The organism is Kocuria kalidii (assembly GCF_044462225.1).
Taxonomy (GTDB): Bacteria; Actinomycetota; Actinomycetes; order Actinomycetales; family Micrococcaceae; genus Kocuria; species Kocuria kalidii.
This window is the reverse complement of record NZ_JBISWJ010000098.1, coordinates 40,404-58,316: the sequence shown is the minus strand read 5'-3', so window position 1 is coordinate 58,316 and position 17,913 is coordinate 40,404. Positions and strand designations below refer to the sequence as shown.

Annotated in this window: 19 protein-coding genes; 8 read left to right on the top strand and 11 right to left on the bottom strand. The window is 73.1% G+C overall.

Annotation, left to right across the window (positions count from 1 at the left end):
• Positions 1 to 14: 14 nt before the first annotated feature.
• The 3 genes from ACH9D3_RS14660 to ACH9D3_RS14650 form a co-directional block, all read right to left on the bottom strand.
• Positions 15 to 182 carry a DUF3117 domain-containing protein gene (locus ACH9D3_RS14660; protein ID WP_017833415.1) on the bottom strand — a complete coding sequence of 56 codons (168 nt, stop codon included), beginning with the start codon at positions 180 to 182 and terminating at the stop codon, positions 15 to 17.
• Positions 183 to 294: 112 nt separating this feature from the next.
• Positions 295 to 1,482 carry a hypothetical protein gene (locus tag ACH9D3_RS14655; RefSeq protein ID WP_396411499.1) on the bottom strand — a complete coding sequence of 396 codons (1,188 nt, stop codon included), beginning with the start codon at positions 1,480 to 1,482 and terminating at the stop codon, positions 295 to 297.
• Complete coding sequence (locus tag ACH9D3_RS14650; protein WP_396411498.1) at positions 1,479 to 1,784, bottom strand: DivIVA domain-containing protein; 306 nt, start codon at positions 1,782 to 1,784, stop codon at positions 1,479 to 1,481. Before ACH9D3_RS14650 ends, ACH9D3_RS14655 begins: the two co-directional genes overlap by 4 nt.
• A gap of 217 nt (positions 1,785 to 2,001) precedes the next feature.
• Between ACH9D3_RS14650 and ACH9D3_RS14645 the strand changes: the two genes are divergently transcribed.
• The 4 genes from ACH9D3_RS14645 (at position 2,002) to ACH9D3_RS14630 (ending at position 5,327) form a co-directional block, all read left to right on the top strand.
• The gene (locus ACH9D3_RS14645; RefSeq protein ID WP_396401158.1) at positions 2,002 to 2,721 is read left to right on the top strand and encodes an amino acid ABC transporter ATP-binding protein; all 720 of its coding nucleotides are present in this window, start codon (positions 2,002 to 2,004) and stop codon (positions 2,719 to 2,721) included.
• 55 nt (positions 2,722 to 2,776) lie between these two features.
• Positions 2,777 to 3,631 (top strand): glutamate ABC transporter substrate-binding protein, encoded by an 855-nt coding sequence (locus ACH9D3_RS14640; RefSeq protein WP_396411497.1) that lies wholly within the window; start codon positions 2,777 to 2,779, stop codon positions 3,629 to 3,631.
• A 134-nt stretch (positions 3,632 to 3,765) separates the two neighbouring features.
• The gene (locus tag ACH9D3_RS14635; RefSeq protein WP_396401154.1) at positions 3,766 to 4,452 is read left to right on the top strand and encodes an amino acid ABC transporter permease; all 687 of its coding nucleotides are present in this window, start codon (positions 3,766 to 3,768) and stop codon (positions 4,450 to 4,452) included.
• Entirely contained in the window at positions 4,452 to 5,327 is an 876-nt protein-coding gene (locus ACH9D3_RS14630) for an ABC transporter permease subunit (protein WP_396411496.1), read from the top strand. Before ACH9D3_RS14635 ends, ACH9D3_RS14630 begins: the two co-directional genes overlap by 1 nt.
• A 21-nt stretch (positions 5,328 to 5,348) precedes the next feature.
• Here the strand turns inward: ACH9D3_RS14630 and dapE are convergent, their stop codons facing one another.
• Positions 5,349 to 6,458, bottom strand: coding sequence for a succinyl-diaminopimelate desuccinylase (dapE, locus tag ACH9D3_RS14625; RefSeq protein WP_396411495.1), 1,110 nt, complete (start codon positions 6,456 to 6,458; stop codon positions 5,349 to 5,351).
• A gap of 44 nt (positions 6,459 to 6,502) precedes the next feature.
• Here dapE and dapD point away from each other — a divergent pair, with 44 nt between their 5' ends.
• From dapD to galE, 3 genes are all read left to right on the top strand, one after another.
• Positions 6,503 to 7,468 (top strand): 2,3,4,5-tetrahydropyridine-2,6-dicarboxylate N-succinyltransferase, encoded by a 966-nt coding sequence (gene dapD, locus ACH9D3_RS14620; protein ID WP_396401151.1) that lies wholly within the window; start codon positions 6,503 to 6,505, stop codon positions 7,466 to 7,468.
• A gap of 165 nt (positions 7,469 to 7,633) precedes the next feature.
• Positions 7,634 to 8,557 carry a hypothetical protein gene (locus ACH9D3_RS14615; protein ID WP_396411494.1) on the top strand — a complete coding sequence of 308 codons (924 nt, stop codon included), beginning with the start codon at positions 7,634 to 7,636 and terminating at the stop codon, positions 8,555 to 8,557.
• A 35-nt stretch (positions 8,558 to 8,592) separates the two neighbouring features.
• Complete coding sequence (gene galE, locus ACH9D3_RS14610; RefSeq protein WP_396411493.1) at positions 8,593 to 9,615, top strand: UDP-glucose 4-epimerase GalE; 1,023 nt, start codon at positions 8,593 to 8,595, stop codon at positions 9,613 to 9,615.
• A 22-nt stretch (positions 9,616 to 9,637) separates the two neighbouring features.
• On the opposite strand, the gene ACH9D3_RS14605 is transcribed toward galE, so the two are convergent.
• The 4 genes from ACH9D3_RS14605 to fdxA all read right to left on the bottom strand — a co-directional run bounded on the left by ACH9D3_RS14605 (position 9,638) and on the right by fdxA (position 13,042).
• A complete protein-coding gene (locus tag ACH9D3_RS14605; protein WP_396401148.1) occupies positions 9,638 to 10,003 on the bottom strand; it encodes an A1S_2505 family phage non-structural protein in 366 nt (121 codons plus the stop codon).
• A 101-nt stretch (positions 10,004 to 10,104) separates the two neighbouring features.
• Positions 10,105 to 11,403 carry a citrate synthase gene (locus tag ACH9D3_RS14600; RefSeq protein ID WP_396401147.1) on the bottom strand — a complete coding sequence of 433 codons (1,299 nt, stop codon included), beginning with the start codon at positions 11,401 to 11,403 and terminating at the stop codon, positions 10,105 to 10,107.
• 164 nt (positions 11,404 to 11,567) lie between these two features.
• Positions 11,568 to 12,713, bottom strand: coding sequence for a succinyldiaminopimelate transaminase (gene dapC, locus ACH9D3_RS14595; RefSeq protein WP_396411492.1), 1,146 nt, complete (start codon positions 12,711 to 12,713; stop codon positions 11,568 to 11,570).
• Positions 12,710 to 13,042 carry a ferredoxin gene (gene fdxA, locus ACH9D3_RS14590; protein WP_058872613.1) on the bottom strand — a complete coding sequence of 111 codons (333 nt, stop codon included), beginning with the start codon at positions 13,040 to 13,042 and terminating at the stop codon, positions 12,710 to 12,712. The genes dapC and fdxA overlap by 4 nt, the downstream gene beginning before the upstream one ends.
• A gap of 70 nt (positions 13,043 to 13,112) precedes the next feature.
• Between fdxA and ACH9D3_RS14585 the strand changes: the two genes are divergently transcribed.
• A complete protein-coding gene (locus ACH9D3_RS14585) occupies positions 13,113 to 13,427 on the top strand; it encodes a putative acetyltransferase (protein WP_396411491.1) in 315 nt (104 codons plus the stop codon).
• A gap of 14 nt (positions 13,428 to 13,441) precedes the next feature.
• Here ACH9D3_RS14585 and ACH9D3_RS14580 read toward each other — a convergent pair whose 3' ends face one another.
• From ACH9D3_RS14580 to ACH9D3_RS14570, 3 genes are all read right to left on the bottom strand, one after another.
• Positions 13,442 to 14,839, bottom strand: a complete 1,398-nt coding sequence (locus tag ACH9D3_RS14580) for a PIG-L family deacetylase (protein ID WP_396411490.1) — start codon at positions 14,837 to 14,839, stop codon at positions 13,442 to 13,444.
• Between the two features lie 37 nt (positions 14,840 to 14,876).
• Positions 14,877 to 16,790 carry a translational GTPase TypA gene (gene typA, locus ACH9D3_RS14575; protein ID WP_396411489.1) on the bottom strand — a complete coding sequence of 638 codons (1,914 nt, stop codon included), beginning with the start codon at positions 16,788 to 16,790 and terminating at the stop codon, positions 14,877 to 14,879.
• Positions 16,791 to 17,184: 394 nt separating this feature from the next.
• Positions 17,185 to 17,883, bottom strand: a complete 699-nt coding sequence (locus ACH9D3_RS14570) for a maleylpyruvate isomerase family mycothiol-dependent enzyme (protein WP_396411488.1) — start codon at positions 17,881 to 17,883, stop codon at positions 17,185 to 17,187.
• Between the last annotated feature and the right edge of the window lie 30 nt (positions 17,884 to 17,913).

Sequence of the window (17,913 nt, the reverse complement as noted above, 5' to 3'; positions counted from 1 at the left end):
CCCGCCGGGCGACGTCACTCCGTGACGCCGGCCAGGCACTCCTTGAGCTCCGCGGCCTCGGCCGGCTTCAGCTCGACGACCAGCCGTCCGCCGCCCTCGAGCGGCACCCGCATGATGAGGCTGCGCCCCTCCTTGGTGACCTCCATCGGTCCGTCACCGGTTCTCGGCTTCATGGCCGCCATGTGGGAACTCCTCTTCCTCAGTTGGTGTGGCTCCCATCCTATCCGAGCCGCCACGGTGGACCCGGACGGTCCGCCGTGCCCGAGAGGCGCGCGTCGGCGCCGGGTCCCGGGCTCAGGGCGGGTGGTCCCCTCCCCCGGGCAGCTGCTTCCAGTGCCACAGCCAGCCGACCCAGACGAGCTGCAGCACCGCCCCGGCGACCACGCAGGCCACCCTGTAGGCCCGGGAGTCCGAGACCGCGGCCAGCGGCAGCGCGAGCGGGAACAGCGGCAGCAAGAGCCGGAAGGTGCTGCTCTGGGGGTGCAGGAACAGGAGCAGGTAGACGGCGTAGCTCGCCAGCCACACGCGGGTGACCAGGTCCAGCCGCTCCCGCACCGCGCGGGCGCGCAGCAGCGCCGCCGCACCGGCGACCAGCAGCACGGGCGCCGCCGGCCCGAGCACGGGCCCGAAGAGCCCCGCCCCGGCGTGGAACCACGGGACCACCGGCCGCAGCCCCCCGCCGCCCCGCCACGCCGTCTCGGTGTCGGTGTACGCCGTCGGGTCGCCGGTGACGCCCCACGCGATCGCCGGCCAGGCGAGGGCCGCGGCGCACGAGAAGACGGCCAGGGCGAAGAGCCCGTCGACGGCGTCGACGGGCCGGCGCAGCTCTCCCGCCCGGTACCGGCGCACGGAGCGCACGAGCCACGTGATCCCGAGCGCCGCGGCGAAGGGCACCCCCGCCGGCCGGGTCAGGCACATGAGGAGCACCACCGGGGCGGCCGCGAGGTGACGCCCGCGCGCCACCAGGAGCAGCGCCGCCGCGAGCAGCAGCAGGTGCAGCGACTCGGCGTAGGGGACTTGCAGCACCGGGGCCACCGGGTTGAACGCGACGAACGCCAGCCCCCACAGGGCGGTGCCCGGCGGGGCGAGCCGGAGGAACAGCCGGTGCACGAGCAGGAGCGCGCCGAGACTCGCGGCGAGGGACACGGCCGAGGCGGTCACGTCCCAGCCGGTGCCGGTGGCTGCCGAGAGCACGCGGACGAGCAGCGGATAGACGGGGTAGAAGGCCCAGGCGTTCTCCTGCACCTGACCGGTCCCGTCCCGGGGCAGGGTCGCGGGATAGCCCTCGCGGGCGATGCGCTCGTACCAGTCCGAGTCCCAGGTGCCGGTGAAGGCGAGGTAGCCGAGGGCTCCGTCCCCCCACGGTCCGGGGCCCTGCTGGCGTCCCACGGTGGTGAACACCGCCCAGGCCCAGATCCGGGACGCCGCCCAGACCAGTGCGGCCTGCACCCACCACGGGGCGGCGGTCGGCCGGGAGCTCACGCCCCGGGTCCCCCGGCGGTCGGCGGGTCCTCCGGGGGCAGCCGGTCCGCGAGGTGCGCGAGCACGGCGTGGACCTCCGCCGGGTCGTAGCCGCGGCGCCGGACGGAGAACTCGATCCGCTCGACGTCCTGCCGGGTCGGGTGCTCGGGCAGCACGAGCGGCGCGGCCGGGGCGCGCTCCACGGCGATCCCGTCCCGGGCCGGCGCGATCCGGCCGGAGAGCCGGTCGCGGCCGAGCACGACGACGCCCACGACGGTCAGCAGCAGCACCAGCCCGGTCAGGACCACGAGGAGTTCGGTCATGGCACCAGGCTATGCGCCGGGCCGGGAGGACCGCGGCGCGGCGGGCACCGGCGGGTGCCGCAACATTTCTACGGATCGGTACGCAATTAACGCGTTTGCAACGTGTTCGGCATCACACGGAGGCATTGTGGGATATCTTTCCGGTATGTCACACGCCACTCCGCCGGCCGCCGCACCCGCCTCCTCCGCCCCGGGCGCGGGCGAGGCGCTGGTCCGCATGTCGCACGTCAACAAGCACTTCGGCGAGCTCCACGTGCTCAAGGACATCAACCTGGAGGTGCGGCGCGGCGAGGTCGTCGTGGTGATCGGCCCCTCCGGCTCCGGCAAGTCGACCCTGTGCCGCGCCATCAACCGGCTCGAGAGCATCGACGACGGCGAGATCCTCATCGACGGCAACCGGCTGCCCGAGGAGGGCAAGGCCCTCGCCAGGCTGCGCGCCGACGTCGGCATGGTCTTCCAGTCCTTCAACCTCTTCGCCCACAAGTCGGTCCTGCAGAACGTGACCCTCGGCCCCGTCAAGGTCCGCGGCAGGTCGGCGGCCGAGGCGAAGAAGCTGGCCATGGAGCTGCTGACCCGGGTCGGCGTCGACAACCAGGCGGAGAAGCTGCCGGCCCAGCTCTCCGGCGGCCAGCAGCAGCGCGTGGCCATCGCCCGCGCCCTGGCCATGGAGCCGAAGGTCATGCTCTTCGACGAGCCGACCTCGGCCCTCGACCCCGAGATGATCAACGAGGTCCTGGACACGATGGTCGAGCTCGCGAAGCAGGGCATGACGATGATCGTGGTGACCCACGAGATGGGCTTCGCCCGCAAGGCCGCCGACCGTGTCGTGTTCATGGCCGACGGCATGATCGTGGAGGAGAACACCCCGGAGGAGTTCTTCACCAATCCGCGCTCCGAGCGCGCCCAGGACTTCCTCGGCAAGATCCTCGGCCACTGACCGTCCACCCGTCCCTCCGACCGAACGCCACCACCTCCACAGCTAGGAGCACACCATGCGAAGCACCAAGCCCCTCGGACTGGCCGCGATGGCCGCGGCCGCGACCCTGACCCTCACCGCGTGCGGCGGCGGCGGCGGAGAGGGGGAGGCCGGCGGCGGGGAGACCGGCGGCTCGGGCGAGTCCGTCCGGATCGGCATCAAGTACGACCAGCCGGGTCTCGGCTTCCGCGACGGCGACGAGTACACGGGCTTCGACGTCGACGTCGCGAAGTACGTCGCCGGCGAGCTCGGGTACACGGAGGACCAGATCGAGTGGGTCGAGTCCCCGTCCGCCAACCGCGAGAACATGCTCGCGAACGAGCAGGTGGACATGATCTTCGCGACGTACTCGATCACGGACGAGCGCGACCAGACCGTGGACTTCGCCGGCCCCTACTTCGTGGCCGGCCAGGACCTGCTGGTCCGCGCCGACGACGACAGCATCCAGGGGCCCGCGGACCTCGAGGGCAAGAACCTGTGCTCGGTGACGGGCTCGACCTCGGCGGCCAACATCCAGGAGGAGGTCCCGGGCGTGAACCTGCTGGAGCAGCCCGGCTACGCCGACTGCCTCACCTCCCTCGAGTCCGGGCAGGTGGACGCCGTGACCACCGACGACATCATCCTCGCGGGCCTGGCCTCGACCGACGCCAACCAGGGGAAGTTCCAGGTGGTCGGCAACACCTTCTCCGAGGAGCGCTACGGCGTGGGCCTGCCCCAGGGCTCCGACCAGTGCGAGGCGGTCAACGAGGCCATCACCCAGATGATCGAGGAGGGCGCCTGGGAGGACGCCGTGCAGGAGCACACGGAGGGCGCGAACTACACGTACAACGAGGAGCTCAACCCGCCGGAGCCGGAGCCCTGCGGCGAGTGACCACGCACGTGTGAGCACCCCGTGGCCGGCCGGGAGCCGGCCGGCCACGGGCCCGCGCACGAGCAGCACGCCGACCGATCCACGACGAAGGGCCCTCGAGTGACCCAGCACCAGCGCGAGCTCCGGGAGATCCCGTGAGCGACTACCTGACCGACTTCGCCAGTCTGTTCGAGCAGTTCGACGTCCTGGCCGCCTTCTGGGTCAACCTCCAGCTGACCTTCTGGGCCGCGATCGGCTCGGCGGTGCTCGGCGCGCTGATGGCCCTGATGCGCATCTCCCCCATCGCGTCGCTGCGGCTGCTGGGCACGGGCTACGTCAACCTGTTCCGCAACACGCCGCTGACCATCATCCTGGTCTTCCTCGTCCTGGGCGTGTGGAGCCAGCTCGGGATCAACCTGTCCGCCGACTTCAACCAGAACTTCTTCTACTGGGCGATCATCGGCCTGAGCCTTTACCACGCGGCCTTCGTCTGCGAGGCGATCCGCTCCGGCGTCAACACCGTGCCGGCCGGCCAGGCGGAGGCCGCCCGCGCGATCGGGCTGTCCTTCCTGCCGGCGGCGCGGCTGGTCATCTTCCCCCAGGCCCTGCGCGGGGCGATCACCCCGCTCGGCAACACCCTGATCGCCCTGACGAAGAACACCACGGTGGCCGCGGCCGCGTCCGTGACCGAGATCTCCTCGCTCATGAAGACCATGATCGAGTTCCGCCCGGACGTGATCATCGCGGTCTTCCTGGTGGTGGCCCTCGGCTTCGTCCTCATCGTGGTCCCGGTGGGTCTGCTCACCACCTGGGCCTCCCGGAAACTGGCGGTGAAGCGCTGATGGCCAAGACCCAGAACGTCCTCTTCGACGTCCAAGGCCCCCGCGGCCGGCGGATCAGCGCGGCGCTGAACGTGCTGGGGGTGCTCCTCGCCGCCGGACTGGCCTGGATCGTGCTGGGCGCGCTCGCCGAGCAGGGCCAGCTCGACGCCGACCGGTGGACCCCGCTGTTCACCGCCCGCGCGTGGGAGAACTTCCTGCTCCCCGGTCTGTGGGACACGCTGCGCGCCGCGCTGCTGGCCGTCCTGCTCTCCGTCGTCTTCGGTCTGGTCTTCGGGCTGGGCCGGCTCTCGCAGGCGGCTCCGGTGCGGTGGGTCTCGACCGTGGTGGTGGAGTTCTTCCGCGCGGTGCCCGTGCTGGTCATGATGATCTTCTTCTACCTCGGCATCGGCCAGGCCGGCCTCGTCGAGCCGGCGAACGTCCCGTTCTGGGCCGTGGTGCTCGGGCTGATGTTCTACAACGGCTCGGTGATCGCGGAGCTCATCCGCTCGGGCGTGCACCAGCTGCCCAAGGGGCAGCGGGAGGCCGGCCTGGTCATCGGGCTCACGCCCTCCCGGTCCCTGCGGATGATCGAGCTCCCGCAGGCGCTGACCGCGATGCTGCCCTCGCTGGTCAGCCAGTTCGTGGTGATCCTCAAGGACACGGCCCTGGGCTACATCATCACCTACCCGGAGCTGCTCGCGAGCGGCCGGCGGCTGGGTTCGGGTGACGGCAACATCCTGCAGACCCTGTTCGTGGTGGCGCTGGTCTTCGTGCTCATCAACTACCTGCTGACGGTGCTGGCCGCGTGGCTGTCCCGGTTCCTCAGCTTCCGCACCTCGGGCGGCGCCAAGGTCGCCGAGGGGCCCCTCGCCGCGGAGGAGAAGGCCCTCCCCTGACCGGCCCGGTCCGGGAGGGCTTCAGGCGCCCAGCCAGGCGGCGAGGGCCCGGTAGCACTCCCGGACCGCGTCGGCGCTGACGTGCTCGTCGTCGGTGTGGGCGAGCAGGGCGTCCCCGGGCCCGAAGTTCACGGCGGGAACGCCCATCTGCGAGAAGCGGGCCACGTCGGTCCAGCCGTACTTGGGCTTGGGCTCCTGGCCCACGGCGGCCACGAACGCCGCGGCGGCGGGGCGGTCCAGGCCCGGCCGCGCCGCCGGGGAGAGGTCCGTCAGCTCGAGCTCGTGGCCGGCGAAGACGTCCCGCACGTGCGCCACGGCCTCCTCCGGGCTCTTGTCCGGGGCGAACCGGTAGTTGATCTCCACCTGGGCGCTGTCCGGGACGACGTTGCCGGCCACGCCCCCGCCGATCCGGATCGCGTTGAGCCCCTCCCGGTAGTCGAGCCCCTCGACCGTCACGGTCCGCGGCTCGTACGCCGCCAGCCGGGCCAGGACGTCGGCCTGCTTGTGGATCGCGTTCTCCCCGATCCAGGACCGGCCCGAGTGGGCGGCACGGCCCGTGGTGGTGATGCGGAAGCGCATCGTGCCGTTGCACCCGCCCTCCACGGTCCCGTCGGTGGGTTCGAGCAGCACCGCGAAGTCCGCCTCGAGCAGACCGGGTGAGTTGCGCTGGAGCCGGGCGAGTCCGCTCGCGGCGGCGTCGACCTCCTCGTGGTCGTAGAAGACGTAGGTCACGTCCCGGTCCGGTGCGGTCAGGGCGGCGGCGAGGGCCAGCTGGACGGCCACGCCGCCCTTCATGTCGGTCGCGCCCCGGCCGTAGAGCACCCGGGCGCCCTCCGTCCCCGCCCACGAGGACGGGACGGTCCCCCGGGCGCCGGGCGCGGTCGGCAGGGGCACGGTGTCGAGGTGGCCGGCGAGCACGACCCGCTCGTCGCGGCCCAGGTCGGTGCGCGCGACCACGGCGTCCCCGTCCCGGTGCACCGTGACGTGCGGCAGCCGCCGCAACGCGGCCTCGACCGCGTCGGCCACGGGACCCTCGGCGCCCGAGACGGACGGCATGTCGATGAGGGCCGCCGTCAGGTCGGCGGGGTCCGCGGCGAGGTCCAGCTCCGGTGCGCTCATGGCTGCCAGCATATCGGGGCGACGGTCGTCCCCCCGGCCCGGGCGTCCCCTCTAGGATGGAGGCCATGACTGCTTCCACCTCTCGTCCCGCCTCCGGCCTCGGCCTGGCCACCGTCGTGGCCTCGGGCCCCAAGGAGGGCACCGTCCTCGACGTCTGGTACCCGGCCCCGTCCCTCTCCGACGCGGTCGACACCTCCCTCGACGCGGACCTGCGGCTCGCGGCCACCGCCGACCCCGACCGCAACGTCCGCAGCGAGATCGTCGAGACGGTGATCGACCTGGACACCGCGCCCGCCGACGCCGCCGACGCGTACCTGCGCCTGCACCTGCTCTCCCACCGCCTCGTGCGGCCCAACACCCTGAACCTCGACGGCGTGTTCGGACTGCTCGCCAACGTCGCCTGGACGGACCGCGGGCCCGTTCCCGCCGAGGAGCTGACCCTCGCGCTGCTGCGCATGAAGGCCTCCGGTGGGCACGTGACCGTGCACAGCGTCGACAAGTTCCCGCGGATGGTGGACTACGTGGTCCCCGCCGGGGTGCGGATCGGCGACGCCAACCGGATCCGGCTCGGCGCCCACCTGGCCGAGGGCACCACGGTGATGCACGAGGGCTTCGTCAACTTCAACGCCGGCACGCTCGGGCAGTCGATGGTCGAGGGCCGGATCAGCGCCGGCGTCGTCGTGGGGGACGCCACGGACGTCGGGGGCGGCGCCTCCATCATGGGCACCCTCTCCGGGGGCGGCAAGGAGCGGATCACCGTGGGCGAGCGGGTGCTGCTCGGCGCGAACTCCGGTGTCGGGATCTCCCTCGGCGACGACTGCGTGGTGGAGGCCGGGCTCTACGTCACGGCCGGCACCCGCGTGAGCGTGCACGCCGACGGGGAGCGGTCCACGGCCAAGGCCTCGGAGCTCTCCGGCCTGTCCAACCTGCTCTTCCGCCGCAACTCCCTCACCGGCGCGGTCGAGGTCCTGCCGCGCGCCGGCGGGACCGTGGAGCTCAACGCCGCGCTGCACGCCAACTGACCCCCGCGGGGTCCTCCCGCCGCCGGCCGGGGAGGACGGTGCCCGGCCCCGGGCCCCGTCCTCCCCTCCCCGTCCTCGTCCTCTCCCCCGGCCTCCTGCCCGGTCCCCCGCCCGGTCCTCCCCTCCTCCGTCCCGCCTGAACCTCCCGCCCGCCCAGGAGCGCCCGTGTCCTCCCCCGCCGCCGACCGCCGCGCCCGGTCCCTCCTGCTGCCCCTGTTCGTCCTGCTGCTGGTCGCCGCCCTGCTCACCGCGGGGGCCCTCGTGGCGGTCGAGCTCCGCGCGGGCCGCCCCTCGGCGGGAGAGCCCCGGTGCGTGGTCTCGAGCACGGACGAGAGCGGTGACCGCCGGCGGCACACCCTCTCCGCCGAGCAGTCGGCCAACGCCGCCCTGATCACCGCGGAGGCCGTGGAGCGCGGCACGGGCACCTACGCGGCGGTCGTGGCCCTCGCGACCGCGATGCAGGAGTCCCAGCTGGTCAACATCGACTACGGGGACCGGGACTCCGTGGGACTCTTCCAGCAGCGCCCGTCCCAGGGCTGGGGAACGGTCGAGCAGATCATGGATCCGGCGTACGCCACTGCCGCCTTCTACGACGGACTGGCCGAGATCGACTACGCGTCGATGTCGGTGACGGATGCCGCCCAGGCGGTCCAGCGCTCCGCGTACCCGGACGCGTACGCCGAGCACGAGGACATGGCCCGGGCCTTCGCCACGAGCCTCACCGGCCGCACCGAGGGCTCCCTCAACTGCGTCCTCGCCGCCCCCGACCGGCCGGGGGACCCGGGTGCGGCGGCCGAGGCCCTCGGCGGCGCCTTCGGCGGGACCGCACCGGCCCCCGTCGTCGACGGCGAGCAGGTGGTGGTGCCCGCGCCCGGAGAGCCCGCAGGATGGGCCGTGGCGCACTGGGCGGTCGCGAACGCCGCGGAGCTGGGCATCGCGCAGGTGAGCTTCGACGGTCGCACCTGGGTCCGGGCGGACCAGCGCACCACCCGCTTCGCCCCCGCCCCGGGCTGGGTGCCCGGGACCGGGGCGCACCCGGACGGCGCGCCGCCGGCCGACGACGTCGTGGTGGTCCTCGCGAGCCGCTGACCGGGTCGCCCGGGCCCGGCCGATACGCTGGGACCATGAAGATTCTCGTGACCGGGGGAACCGGCTACATCGGCTCGCACACCGTCCTGGCCCTGCTGGAGGCGGGCCACGACGTCGTCGTGATGGACAACCTCGCCAACTCGTCCAGGACCTCCCTGGACCGCGTCGAGGAGCTCGCGGGGCGCACGGTCGAGGCCTTCGCCGAGGTCGACCTCCTCGACCCCGCCGGGCTCGACGCCCTGTTCGCGGAGCACCGGCCCGAGGCCGTGATCCACTTCGCCGGGCTCAAGGCCGTGGGCGAGTCGGCCGAGAAGCCTCTCTGGTACTACCGCACCAACGTGGCGGGGACCCTCAACCTGCTGCACGCCATGGAGGACCACGGCTGCCGGTCCGTGGTGTTCTCGTCGTCGGCCACGGTCTACGGCGCCCCGGAGGAGATGCCGCTGACCGAGAAGCAGCCCATGGACGCGCAGAACCCGTACGGCCGGACCAAGGAGCACATCGAGGACATGCTCGTGGACCTCGCCGCGTCGGACCCGTCGTGGAATGTCGCCCTGCTGCGCTACTTCAACCCGGTGGGCGCCCACGAGTCCGGCCGGATCGGTGAGGACCCCACGGGGGTGCCGAACAACCTGCTGCCGTTCATCGCCCAGGTCGCCGTGGGCCGGCGCGAGAGGCTGCGGGTGTTCGGCGACGACTACCCCACCGCGGACGGCACGGGCGTGCGCGACTACATCCACGTGGTGGACCTCGCCGACGGACACCTCCGGGCGCTCGACCACCTCGCCGGGCACGGCGGGGTGCACACGTGGAACCTCGGCACCGGCAAGGGCTACTCCGTGCTCGAGGTGCACGCCGCGTTCGAGCGGGCCTCCGGGCGGAGCATTCCCTACGAGGTCGTGGCCCGCCGGCCCGGCGACGCCGCGGTCTCCTACGCGGATCCGTCGACGGCGCTGGCCGAGCTCGGCTGGTCGGCCGACCGCGACATCGACACGATGTGCCGGGACCACTGGAACTGGCAGCGCAGCAACCCCGAGGGCTACGGCACCGGCGCCTGAGCACCGGGCCCGGTGCGGGGGCTCACCAGCCCTCGGGCCTGACCACGTTGGGCGGCGCGGCGGCGAACAGCGCCGCCACCCGCCGCTCGTCGTGGCCGGCGATGCCGGTGCCCACCCGGGTGAGCCAGAACGTCAGCTCCGGGTGCGCCCGGGCGAAGTCGACGAACGCCGCCGCCTCCCGCTCGAGCTCCGCGAACCCGCTCATGCTGTCGATCGCGTACGAGCGCCCCTGCAGTCCGTGCCCCTGCCCCGGCACGGCGCCGAAGCGCTCGACGGCGGTGCGCGCCGCGCCCGCCCCGTGGGCGCCCCGGGCGTTGGACCCGAACACGAAGACGTCGTCCGGGCCGAGCTCGGTGATCCGGTCGGGGGTGTGCCGCTGCTCGCTCATGCCTCCACGCTACCGGCGGGACGATGGTCGGGGAACGACGGACCGCCGGGCCCGCGCCCCGGAAGGGGGCGGGCCCGGCGGTCTGCGGTGCCGGGGGTGGCTCAGCGCTGCGGGTAGTGCCGCTCGGCCTCGCCCACGTAGAGCTGGCGCGGTCGGCCGATCTTGGTCTCGGGGTCCTCGATCATCTCGCGCCACTGGGCGATCCAGCCGGGCAGCCGGCCGATCGCGAAGAGGACGGTGAACATCTTCTCCGGGAAGCCCATCGCCTTGTAGATCAGTCCGGTGTAGAAGTCGACGTTGGGGTAGAGCTTGCGCTCCACGAAGTAGTCGTCGGCCAGGGCCTTCTCCTCGAGCCGCATCGCGATCTCGAGCTGCTGGTCGTTGCCGCCCAGCTTCTCGAGGATCTCGTGGGCGTAGTCCTTCACGATGCGCGCCCGCGGGTCGTAGTTCTTGTAGACCCGGTGGCCGAAGCCCATGAGCCGGGCGCCGGACTCCTTGTTCTTCACCTGCTCCATGAAGTCCTCGGGCTTGACGCCCTCCGTCTGGATCCGGGTGAGCATCGCGAGGACGGCCTCGTTCGCGCCGCCGTGCAGCGGGCCGTAGAGGGCGTTGATGCCCGCGGAGACCGAGGCGAACATGTTGGCGTGCGAGGAGCCGACGAGCCGGACGGTGGAGGTGGAGCAGTTCTGCTCGTGGTCGGCGTGCAGCATGAGCAGGATGTCCAGGGCCTTGGCCATCGCCGGATCGATCTCGTAGTCCTCGGCGGGCACGCCGAAGCACATGCGGAGGAAGTTCTCCGTGTAGCTGAGGTCGTTCTGCGGGTAGAGCATCGGCTCGCCCTTGGACTTCTTGAACGCATACGCCGCCAGGGTGGGGACCTTGGCCAGCAGGCGGATGGTGGAGATCTCCACCTGCTCCTGGTCGAACGGGTCGAGGGAGTCCGGGTAGAACGTGGACAGCGCCGAGACGGCCGAGGACAGCACCGGCATGGGGTGCGCATTGCGCGGGAAGCCGTTGAAGAAGCTCTTGAGGTCCTCGTGGACCATGGTGTGCCGGCGCATGCGGCAGTCGAAGTCCTCGAGCTGGCTCGGGGTCGGCAACTCGCCGTAGATGAGGAGGTAGGCGGTCTCGGTGAAGGTCGAGTGCTGGGCGAGCTCCTCGATCGGGTAGCCGCGGTAGCGGAGGATGCCGTTGGTGCCGTCGATGTAGGTCACGGCCGAGCGCGCGTTGGCGGTGTTCATGAACCCCGGGTCGAAGACGACGTTGCCGGTCTCCTTGAGCAGGTTCGAGATCGCATACCCGCGGTTGCCCTCGGTGGCGTCCTGGACGGGCAGCTCGAGTCGGCCGCCGTTGCCGTAGTCGAGCTGGGCGGTGTCGGTCTTCTGTGCAGACTCAGTCATGTTCGTCCTCCGCAAGTGGATTTCGGTGTCCGGTGCCCGTGGTCGCCGTGCCGGGCGCCGCCGGTGGCGCGGCCCGGGCGTGTCTCGGGACACAGCGATCGTCAGGGTCCAACCTACCCGCTCCGTCCGCGCCGGGACCAATCCCGGCGCCGGGGCGGGCCGTGTCAGCGGCGGCCGAGCCGCCCCGCGGCGGCGTCGATGCGCTCGTCCGTGGCGGTGAGGGCGAGGCGCACATACCCCTTGCCGGCCGTCCCGTAGAACACCCCGGGACCCACCACGACGCCGCGCTCGGCGAAGCGCTGCACCGTGGTCCACGTGTCCTCCCCCGCCGTGCACCAGAGGTACAGCCCGGCCTCCGACTGCTCGATGCGCAGCCCGAAGGCCTCGGCCGCCGGGACGAGACGCTCGCGGCGGGCCCGGTAGAGCGCCTTCTGCGCGGCGACGTGGGCGTCGTCCTCCAGGGCTGCCCGCATGGCCTCCTGGACGGGGGCGGGCACGATCATCCCGGCGTGCTTGCGCGAGTTGACCAGGCCGGCCATCAGCCGGGCGTCGCCCGCGAGGAACGCCGCCCGGTAGCCGGCCGCGTTCGACTGCTTCGACAGCGAGTAGGCCGAGAGCAGCAGGGAGTGGTCCCCGCCGCTGACCCGGGGGTCGAGCACCGACGGCACCGGGGTGCCGCCCTGCTGGACGTCCCAGTCGCCCCAGCCGAGCTCGGCGTAGCACTCGTCGGAGGCGACCACGGCCCCCAGCGCCCGCGCCTGGTCGACCACGCGCCGCAGCGAGGCCGCGTCCCGGACGATGCCGGTGGGGTTGGCGGGCGAGTTCAGCCAGACCATGCGCACACGCGAGCGCACGTCGTCGTCGAGCTCGTCGAGGTCGTCGGCCGCCACGGCCTCGGCCCCGGCCAGCTCGGCCCCGATGTCGTAGGTGGGGTAGGCCACCGTGGGGCGCACGAGCACGTCGCCCGCGCGGAGGCCGAGCAGCAGGGGCAGCCACGCGACCAGCTCCTTGGAGCCGACCGTGGGCATGACCGCGGCGGGGTCCAGGCCGGGCACGCCGCGCCGCCGGGCGTACCACGCGACGACGGCCTCGCGCAGGGCGGGGGTGCCGTGGGTGGTCGGGTAGCCGTGGGCGTCGGCGGCCGCGGCCAGCGCGTCCTGGACGACCAGCGGGGTGGGGTCCACGGGCGTGCCGATGGACAGGTCCACGACCCCGCCGGGGTGCTCGGCGGCGACGGCCCGGTACGGGGCCATCGTGTCCCAGGGGTAGTCGGGCAGGTCGAGGCCGAAGGACCGGTCGGCCTTCGTCACAGGGCGACGTCCTGGTTCTGCGGGGGCAGCGCGGCGATCATGGGGTGGTCGGTGTGCGTGTTGCCGAGCTTCGCGGCGCCGCCGGGCGAGCCGAGGTCGTCGAAGAACTCGACGTTCGCCTTGTAGTAGTCGGCCCACTCGTCGGGGGTGTCGTCCTCGTAGTAGATGGCCTCGACGGGGCAGACCGGCTCGCACGCGCCGCAGTCCACGCACTCGTCGGGGTGGATGTAGAGCGAGCGCTCCCCCTCGTAGATGCAGTCGACGGGACACTCCTCGACGCAGGCCTTGTCCTTCACGTCGACACAGGGCTGGGCGATGACGTAGGTCACGACGTTTCATACCTTTCTCGTGGGATGCTCCGACCAGTCTAGCCACGGCGTCCTGACTACGATGACAGGCATGGAGCATCCGACTTCCGGCCCGACGTCGCCGTCCGGGGCGTCGTCCTCGGCCCTCGGCCTGCTCGCCGGACTGCCCGCCGGCACCCGCGTGAGCGTGCGCTACGCCCTGCCCGCCGGCGACGCCTCGGGGCTGCCGCTCACCGACGCCCTGGGCGAGCTCGTCGGCGTGGACACCGGCACGGACGCCGGGGGGGCCGCCGGGACGGTCACGGTGCGCACCCGCCGCGGGGACGTGCGGATCGGCACCGCGGCGCTGCGGGCCGCACGGGTGGTCCCGCCCGCGCCGCCGCGCCGCCGGCCGCGGCGGGGCTGAGCTCCGCGGGGCCCTCAGGCCGCGCCGGCCCCCCGGCGCCGAGCGCGCAGCCAGGCCGCCGTGACGAGCACGGAGACGATGGTCACGACGAAGACGAGCCCGAACCAGGCGAGGCCCAGCACACCGGCTGACGTCTCGGGGTTCGTCGCGACGATCACGGAGCCGTCCCCGCCGTAGGCGAACAGCCACGAGACGAGATAGCCGATCAGGCCCGGCACGGCGGCGGCCCACACCCGGCGGGTCGCGGTGCCGACCCACAGGGAGACGCTGAGCAGCAGCGCGGTCGCGAACAGCAGTCCCCACGGGAGCCACCAGCCCGCGGCCGAGTACCAGACGGCGCCGTGCAGCACGGTGGCCACGCACGCCCCGACCGCACCGGCGGCCACGGACGTCACGAGGGTCGAGGGCACGGAGGCCCGGACGACCGGGGCGCGTCCGGGCGCGTCCTCCGCGACGAGCGCGTCCGGGTCCCCGGCCAGCAGGCGGTAGGTCTCGAGCGCGCTGAAGGGCTGCCACACCCCGTTGGACAGCGCGAAGCGCGCGCCGTCCCCGGCCAGCACGACCTGCGTCGCATGGGCGGCCATGGCGGCCCGCTTCCGCTCGGCCGAGCCGTGCACCGCGGCCTGCCGCCGCGGGTCCTCGGGCCGGGCCTCGCCCTCGACGGCCCACACGAGGGGCACGTCCCAGGGGTCCGCGTCCGTCCCGTCGGCGCCCGGCGCGTCCGCGGCGACGCCGGCACCGGGGCCGGCCCCGGAGCGGGCGGCGAACTCGGCGCCGCGCACGGCGACGGCGGAGGTGCGGACGTGGTCCGGGTGGCCGTACCCCCCGTCGTCGTCGTAGGTCACCAGCACGTGCGGCCGGACGGCGCGGATCGCCGCGGCCACGTGCGCGGCGGCCTCGTCGGTCGTGGCCGCCGTGAGGCTGCGCGGCGAGGAGTCCGCGGCCGGGGCCGCTCGTCCGTCGGCGCCCCAGGACATCCCGGAGTCGGTGTAGTGGGAGGTGCCGCCGGCGAAGCCCACGGCCGCGTCGAGGGCGGGGGGCTCCCCCGCGAAGAAGCGGTCGGCCACGCCCAGGCGCGCGGCGGCGTCGTCGAGCTCGCCGACCCGGTACAGGCCGAGAGCGGTGCCGTCGTCGGCGCACTCCGGACGGCCGGCCTCGAGCGCGCGGAGCTCCTCGGGGATCACCTCGCCCCGCTCGCCGCGGGTCATGGTCAGCAGGACGACCTGCGCCCCGAGCTCGGCGTACCGGCCCATCGTGGCTCCCGTGGCGATGGACTCGTCGTCGGGGTGGGCGTGCACGAACAGGAGGCGGGCGTCCTCCGGGCGCAGGCCCGGCGGCAGCAGACCGAGCAGGGCGTCCTCGCGCACGAGGACGCCCTGCTCGGGGTACTGCGGGACGGGCTGCTGGGTCACGGCCGGGCCTGCTGCGCTGATTCGCCGAGGTCCGGGGTCAGGCGCGCGCCCGGGCCCGGTTGACCTTCATCCGCTCGTTGGCGTCGAGGACCACCTTGCGGATGCGGATGGCGTCCGGGGTGACCTCCACGCACTCGTCCTCGCGGGCGAACTCGAGGGACTCCTCGAGGGTCAGCTTGCGCGGGGGCGTGAGGTTCTCGAAGGTGTCGGAGGAGGCCGCACGCATGTTGGTGAGCTTCTTCTCCTTCGTGATGTTCACGTCCATGTCGTCGGCCCGGGAGTTCTCGCCCACGATCATGCCCTGGTAGACCTCGGAGGTGGGCTCCACGAAGAACGAGCCGCGCTCCTGGAGGTTGATCATCGCGAAGGGGGTGACCACGCCGGCCCGGTCGGCGACCATCGAGCCGTTGGTGCGGTACTCGATGTCCCCGGCCCACGGCTCGTAGCCGTCGGCGTAGGAGGACGCGATGCCCGCGCCGCGGGTCTCGGTGAGGAACCTGGTGCGGAACCCGATCAGGCCGCGGGCGGGGACCTTGAACTCCATCCGCACCCAGCCGGTGCCGTGGTTGGCCATGGCCTCCATGCGGCCCTTCCGTCCGGCCATCAGCTGGGTCACCGCGCCGAGGAACTCGTCGGGCACGTCGATGGTCATGTGCTCGTAGGGCTCGTGCACCTTGCCGTCCACGGTCCTGGTCACGACCTGGGGCTTGCCCGCGGTCAGCTCGAAACCCTCGCGGCGCATCTGCTCCACGAGGATCGCCAGCGCCAGCTCGCCGCGGCCCTGGACCTCCCAGGCGTCGGGACGCTGGGTCGGGAGCACCTTGAGCGAGACGTTGCCGACGAGCTCCTTGTCGAGCCGGTCCTTGACCTGGCGGGCCGTGACCTTCGTGCCCTTGGCGCGGCCGGCCAGCGGGGACGTGTTGATGCCGATGGTCATGGAGATCGCGGGGTCGTCCACCGTGATCAGGGGCAGGGGCTGCGGGTTCTCGGCGTCGGTGAGGGTCTCGCCGATGGTGATCTCCTCGATCCCGGCGACGGCGACGATCTCGCCGGGGCCGGCGGACTCGGCAGGCACGCGGTCCAGGCCCTTGGTGGCCAGGAGCTCGGAGATCCGCACGTTCTTGAGCTCGCCGTTCGCCCGCGCCCAGGCCACGGTCTGGCCCTTCTTGAGGGTGCCGTTGAAGATGCGCAGCAGGGCCAGGCGGCCCAGGAACGGAGAGGCGTCCAGGTTGGTCACGTGCGCCTGCAGGACGCCCTCGGGGTCGTAGGAGGGCGCGGGGACGTGCTCGATGATGGTCCGGAACAGCGGCTCGAGGTCCTCGTTCTCCGGCAGGGTCCCGTTCTCGGGCTGCTCGAGGGACGCGCGGCCGTCACGGCCCGCGGCGTAGACCACGGGCACGTCCAGGACGGCGTCCAGGTCGAGCTCCGGCTCGTCCTCGGAGATGTCGGAGGCCAGGCCCAGCAGCAGGTCCATGGACTCGTGCACGACCTCCTCGATGCGGGCGTCCGGGCGGTCGACCTTGTTGACCACGAGGATCACGGGCAGCTTCGCCTCGAGGGCCTTGCGGAGCACGAAGCGGGTCTGCGGCAGCGGGCCCTCGGAGGCGTCCACGAGCAGCACGACGCCGTCGACCATGGACAGGCCGCGCTCGACCTCGCCCCCGAAGTCGGCGTGGCCGGGGGTGTCGATGACGTTGATGGTGATGGTCTCCCCCTCGGCGGAGGGGCCGTCGTAGAACACCGTGGTGTTCTTGGCGAGGATCGTGATCCCCTTCTCGCGCTCCAGGTCACCGGAGTCCATGACGCGCTCCGCGACCTCACCGTGGGAGGCGAACGCGTGCGTCTGCTGCAGCATCGCGTCCACGATGGTGGTCTTGCCGTGGTCGACGTGGGCCACGATGGCCACGTTGCGGAGGTCGGCGCGCTGGGCGGTGGTGGAGGTGACAGGCATACGCGTAGGTCTCTCTTCGGGTGGAGATGCGGGGGGAGGTGCAGCCCTCCCGGTGGGTGCGGCCGGGGCGCCACCGCGCACCCGGAGGGACCCGGGCGGGGGCGCCCGCTCAGCGGGCCATCGACCATTCTACCCCGCTCGGCCGCCCCGGCGGCACCCCGGGGGGCTGTGACCCCGCCGACTCCCCCGTCCGTGCGGTGCCGGGCCCACCGCCACCGACGCCGGGTCCCCGGCGACCGGCGCCCGGGAGGTGCGCCCGGGTCCGCCGCTCAGCGCAGGGCGCCGCGGACCAGGGCCTCCCCCGGCGCACCGTGCCCGAGCCGCCCCACGGCGGCGGCGCCCGCCGCGAGCAGGACCGGCGCGGCGACCCACCGGCTGCGCACCGGACCGGACCTCACCAGGTGGGCAGCGCCGGCAGCGGCCCGTCCGCCGCGACGCGCCCCGTCTCCCCGCGCGCCAGCCACGCGAGCAGACCGGCGCGGTCGGAGCGGACCCGGGAGGCGCCGTCGCCGACCACCCACTCGTCGCCCTCCTCGCTGACCAGCGTCATCCCGGGGGCGTCCTTGGCCCGCATGGTGCGCACCGCCGCCTCGAGGGCGTCGAGCAGCGAGTCGGGCTCGGCCCGCTGGAGGGTCCAGTCCGTGTCGAGGTCGTGGTGGTGGACGACGATCTCCGAGTTGCGCAGCGCCACGACGGCCGGGGCGGGGATCCGCTTGCCGTGCATGTGCACCTCCTCGACGGCGAGCTCGCCGCCCAGCCGCCGGGACTGCTCGGCGAAGTAGGCCGCGCTCTCGCGCGCCCGGCGCACCAGCTCCTCGCGGGGCAGGGCGGCGAACTCGTCGATCTCCCGGTTGCGGGCCTCGGGGGACGCGTAGGGGCGCTGCTCCTCGCCCGTGACCGCCCAGTCGACGAGCTTCACGAGGGCCCGGCCGTTGGAGGCGAGGTGGGCGACGACGTGGGCGCGGGTCCAGCCCCCGCACAGCGAGGGCGCGGCCAGCTCCTCGTCGGAGAGGGACTCGACGGTGGCGAGGAAGCTGTCGGTCTCGCGCTCGAGCCGGGACAGGTCCGAGGACAGGCGGGTGGGTTCACTCATGCGCCCACCCTATCCAGCCCCCTGTGACCC

Coding starts and splice junctions, on each gene's coding strand:
- dapE (WP_396411495.1), bottom strand. CDS start 6,458: ATGCTGGCAGCCATGAGCGCACCGGAGCTGGACCTCGCCGCGGACCCC.
- ACH9D3_RS14600 (WP_396401147.1), bottom strand. CDS start 11,403: ATGACTGAGTCTGCACAGAAGACCGACACCGCCCAGCTCGACTACGGC.
- ACH9D3_RS14660 (WP_017833415.1), bottom strand. CDS start 182: ATGGCGGCCATGAAGCCGAGAACCGGTGACGGACCGATGGAGGTCACC.
- ACH9D3_RS14650 (WP_396411498.1), bottom strand. CDS start 1,784: ATGACCGAACTCCTCGTGGTCCTGACCGGGCTGGTGCTGCTGCTGACC.
- ACH9D3_RS14630 (WP_396411496.1), top strand. CDS start 4,452: ATGGCCAAGACCCAGAACGTCCTCTTCGACGTCCAAGGCCCCCGCGGC.
- typA (WP_396411489.1), bottom strand. CDS start 16,790: ATGCCTGTCACCTCCACCACCGCCCAGCGCGCCGACCTCCGCAACGTG.
- dapD (WP_396401151.1), top strand. CDS start 6,503: ATGGAGGCCATGACTGCTTCCACCTCTCGTCCCGCCTCCGGCCTCGGC.
- ACH9D3_RS14585 (WP_396411491.1), top strand. CDS start 13,113: ATGGAGCATCCGACTTCCGGCCCGACGTCGCCGTCCGGGGCGTCGTCC.
- ACH9D3_RS14570 (WP_396411488.1), bottom strand. CDS start 17,883: ATGAGTGAACCCACCCGCCTGTCCTCGGACCTGTCCCGGCTCGAGCGC.
- galE (WP_396411493.1), top strand. CDS start 8,593: ATGAAGATTCTCGTGACCGGGGGAACCGGCTACATCGGCTCGCACACC.
- ACH9D3_RS14605 (WP_396401148.1), bottom strand. CDS start 10,003: ATGAGCGAGCAGCGGCACACCCCCGACCGGATCACCGAGCTCGGCCCG.
- ACH9D3_RS14640 (WP_396411497.1), top strand. CDS start 2,777: ATGCGAAGCACCAAGCCCCTCGGACTGGCCGCGATGGCCGCGGCCGCG.
- ACH9D3_RS14645 (WP_396401158.1), top strand. CDS start 2,002: ATGTCGCACGTCAACAAGCACTTCGGCGAGCTCCACGTGCTCAAGGAC.